At 71.5% G+C, this 4029-nt stretch carries 3 protein-coding genes; 2 read left to right on the forward strand and 1 reads right to left on the reverse strand.

The window, feature by feature from the left end:
- Window positions 1–757, reverse strand: a 757-nt coding sequence (locus HW578_RS23735) for a S1C family serine protease (RefSeq protein WP_198373180.1), incomplete at its 3' end; no start/stop codon positions are given.
- Between the two features lie 81 nt (window positions 758–838).
- Between HW578_RS23735 and HW578_RS23740 the strand changes: the two genes are divergently transcribed.
- Window positions 839–2407 (forward strand): Na+/H+ antiporter, encoded by a 1569-nt coding sequence (locus tag HW578_RS23740; protein WP_198373181.1) that lies wholly within the window; start codon window positions 839–841, stop codon window positions 2405–2407.
- A 38-nt stretch (window positions 2408–2445) separates the two neighbouring features.
- On the forward strand, window positions 2446–4029 hold a 1584-nt coding region (locus tag HW578_RS23745), incomplete at its 3' end, for a DUF4011 domain-containing protein (RefSeq protein WP_198373182.1).

Here is a 4029-nt window from a genome sequence, read left to right on the forward strand (position 1 = left end):
GACGTGCGCTCTTCCGACCTGCGATGCGCGCGCCGAAGCCCTGGCCCTCGCGCCCCGCCGCGCGGGCAAGCCGCCCTGGCAGCGCAACCCGTTCGACCGCAAGGCCCAGCACCGCCCGGCGCACGCGCCCGAAGCGCAGCACCTGGCCGAGCACGACGCGCGCCGTGTCGGCCGCCACGGCGAAGCAGAGTCCCTGCGCGCCGGCGATCACCGCCGTTGCGATGCCCACCACCCGACCCGCGGAATCCGCGAGCGCGCCGCCGGAACTGCCGGGGTTCAGCGCGGCGTCGGTCTGGATCAGGTCCTCGATCGGCCAGCCGCCGCGGGCGGGTAGCGCCCGGCCCACGGCGCTGATGATCCCGGCCGTCACGGTATTGGCGAAGCCGAGCGGATTGCCGATGGCGATCGCCACCTGGCCCGGCCGTAGCGCCGCGGAGTCCCCGAGTTCGGCGGCCGGCAGCGCGCCCGGCGCCTCGGCGCGCAGCACCGCGAGGTCACTCGGCGGGTCGTCGCCCAGCAGCCGCGCGGCGAAGCGGCGGCCATCCGGTGCCGTCGCCTCGAGGCGCGTCGCGCCCGCCACGACATGGCTGTTGGTCAGGATCAGCCCGTCGGGCGAGATCACCACGCCTGAGCCCGACCCGCGCCCCGCCGCGATATGCACCACCGCCGGCCCGACCCGCGCGACGGCGGCGGTGACGGCACGCGAATAGGCATCGAGCAGCGGATCGTCGGCGGCGGGCAGGGGGGCATCGAGCATGCTTCCCAAAATGGGAAGCCTGGCCCCGGTCTCCAAGCCCGGACTTCCCATTCCGGGCCCGGCTTGGCACACAGGCGGGGCATGCACATCGTCGAGACGCTGCTCGTCCTGGTCGCGGCCTGCATCGGCTTCGCGCTGGTGGCCCGGCGGGCGCGGCTCCCCTACGCGGTGGTGCTGGTGCTGGGTGGCATGGCGCTCGCCTTCATCCCCGGCGTGCCGCAGGTCGAGCTCGACCCGCAGATCGCGCTCGCCTTCTTCCTGCCGCCGCTGCTCATGGCCAGCGCCTACCGGACCGACTGGAGCGGCTTCAGGGGCAACCTGCGCCCGATCCTGGCGTTGGCGATCGGCGCGGTGCTGTTCACCGCCATCTGCATCGCCGCGGTGGCCAAGGCGCTGGTCCCGGGCCTGCCCTGGGCGGCGGCGATCGCGCTGGGGGCCATCATCGCCCCGCCCGATGCCGTGGCGGCCGCCTCCATCCTGCAGCGGTTGCGCCTGCCTCGGCGGATCGTGATCGTGCTGGAGGGCGAGAGCCTCATCAACGACGCGAGCGCGCTGGTGCTCTACCGCCTGGCCGTCGCGGCGACGCTGGCGGGCACCTTCTCGGCGCTGGAGGCCGGGGTGTCGTTCGTCGCGCTGGGTCTGGGCGGCGTCGTCATCGGCTGGGCGGTGGGGCGCGCGGCGGTCATCGCCATCCGCCGGCTCGAGGACACGCTGCTCGAGACGTCGATGTCCTTCGTCGCCTGCTTCGCCTCGTTCTTCGCGGCCGAATTCATACATGTCTCGGGCGTCATCGCGGTGGTCGCGACCGGACTTGTGCTGGGCCGCGCGCAACACGGCCTCACAGCGCGCACGCGCCGCGATGCGCGCACCGTTTGGGAGTTCGTCGAGTTCATCATGAACAGCCTGATCTTCATCCTGATCGGGCTGCAGCTGAACGGGATCCTGGACCGGCTCGATGAATATGGCGGCTGGCGCGTCTCGGGCCTCGCGGTGGCGGTCTCGCTGGCGCTGATCGTCTCGCGCTTCGTCTGGGTCTTTCCTGCCACCTGGCTGCCGCGTCAGATCCCTTCGGTGCGGCGGCGCGACCCGATGCCGTCGTGGCAGCACAGCGTCATCATCTCCTGGGCGGGGATGCGCGGCGTGGTCTCGCTGGCGGCCGCGCTGGCGCTGCCGGTTGCCTTCCCCGAGCGCGACCTGATCGTCTTCCTCGCCTTCTGCGCCATCCTGGCCACGCTGGTGGTGCAGGGCACCACGCTGGAATGGCTGATCCGCCGCCTGGGTATCGAGGAACGCCGCCGCCCCGGCATGTCGGCCGAGGAAGCCGCCGCGCGCGCCCTGGTGGCCCGCGCGTCGCTGGCCGAGATGGAACGCCGCGCCGAGGACCTGCTGGCGGGCAGCATCGCCCAGGACCTGCTGCCCGAATACCGCGACCGCGTGCGACTGCTGGACGGCATCAACCAGGGCCCGATCGCCGCCGAGCGCGCATCACGCCTGGAACATCGCCTGCATGCGCTGCGCGCCGGTCGTGCGAGGCTTATCCGCCACCGCGATGAGGACGGCGTGGAGGAGGAACTGCTCTCCCGCCTGGTCGAGGAACTGGACCTCGAGGAACTCCGCCTGCGCCGGCTGCTGGGCGCGGCCGATGCGTGAGGCGCGCAGGACTCGATCCGCCGCGCTATAGGGGGCGCATGACCGAGCTTCGCCAGGCCCTGGAGGAGGCGCGCCGCGCCCTCCTCGACCTCTCGACCCGCAACCGTTTGCTGTCGCTGCCGAAGCCCGGGCGATCGCGCGGCGTGGTCATCATTCACGACGAGAACGCGGATTTTGTGATCGATGAACTAAAGAAAGGCCGCGCTTTCGGGTTTGAGGCGGCCGGGGAGGAGCCGTCAGCAGAGCCTTTGCCGGGCAGTGAGACGAAGCCAAAGCAGGGACAGCGCCGGACTAGGAGATCGACAGAGAAAGCCAACGGTGTCGCGATTGCCGACCTCACCTTGAGCCGCGAGGAGTGGCAAAGCGACAAACTCTTGCGCGTTCTCCTGCCACCCACCGACTTGGTGCGGCGCCTGCGTGACCTGATGACGGACGCGCGCACCGCGCGGGAGGAGACCGGCGTCCCCACGCTGTATCTGGCACTCGGGGTGCTGTCCTGGCGCGATCCGGCTACCCCGACCACTGAGCGCCGAGCGCCGCTTGCGCTGTTGCCCGTGACGTTGGAGCGCCAAGGTGTGTCGCAGCATTTTCGCGTAAGCATGGGGATGACGGAGGTCAGCGAAAATCTGTCTCTGCGCGAAATGCTAAAGGTGAACTTCGGAACGGAACTGCCCTCGTTCAACGAGGAAACGTACACGCCTGAGGCCTGGGCCGAGTCCGTCGCATCCGCCGTGAAGGACCGCGCCGACTGGTCCGTCGACCCCGACGCCCTCGCCCTCGGCCTGTTCTCCTTCGCGAAATTCCTGATGTGGCGCGACCTGGGGCCGGAGGAGAATCCAGGCCTCGCCGACCATCCGCTGGTGCAGGCCCTGGTCGGCGGCGCGCCGCTCGCCACGCAACCGACCTTCCCCGACGACACCGACGTGGACGAGGCGATCCCGGTCGAGCGCCTTGATCACGTGGTGGACATGGACGGGTCCCAGGCGCTGGCCGCGGAATCCGTGCGCCGCGGCGGCCATGTGGTGATCCAGGGCCCGCCGGGCACGGGCAAGTCGCAGACCATCGCAACCATCCTGGCGCAGGCCGTCCTCGATGGGCGCTCCGTGCTGTTCGTGGCGGAGAAGCTCGCGGCGCTGGAGGTGGTGAAGCGTCGCCTGGAGAATATCGGCCTCGGCGCCGCCTGCCTCGAACTGCACAGCGAGAAGCAGTCGAAGCGCGCTGTGCTCGATGAGCTGCGCGCCACCCTCGCGCTGCCGCCGCCGCCCAGGCCGAACCGCCAGGCGGTGATCGATCGCCTGGCCACGCTGCGCGGGCGGCTCAACCGCCATGCCGCGGCGATGCGCGCCACGGCCGGCGCTTCCGGCATCCCGTTGCACCAGGTGATCGCCACGCTGGTCGGGTTGCGCCGGCGCGGCGCGGCGGTGCCGGACTTCACGCTCGATGCCGGCGGCTGGGATGGCGCGGCCATCGCCGCGAAGCGCGACGCGGTCCGCGACCTCGCGGCGCGGGCCGTGGAAGCGGATGGTGCGAACAACCCCTGGCGCGGCGTGGGCGCGGATCTCGGCCCCGCCGATGCCGACCGGCTGATGGCGCGTCTGCCCGGCTGGATCCGCGCCTTCGCC

Origin of the sequence: Roseomonas rosulenta (assembly GCF_016106005.1) — a bacterium.
In the GTDB taxonomy this organism is placed as follows: Bacteria; Pseudomonadota; Alphaproteobacteria; order Acetobacterales; family Acetobacteraceae; genus Neoroseomonas; species Neoroseomonas rosulenta.

Coding starts and splice junctions, on each gene's coding strand:
- HW578_RS23740 (WP_198373181.1), top strand. CDS start 839: ATGCACATCGTCGAGACGCTGCTCGTCCTGGTCGCGGCCTGCATCGGC.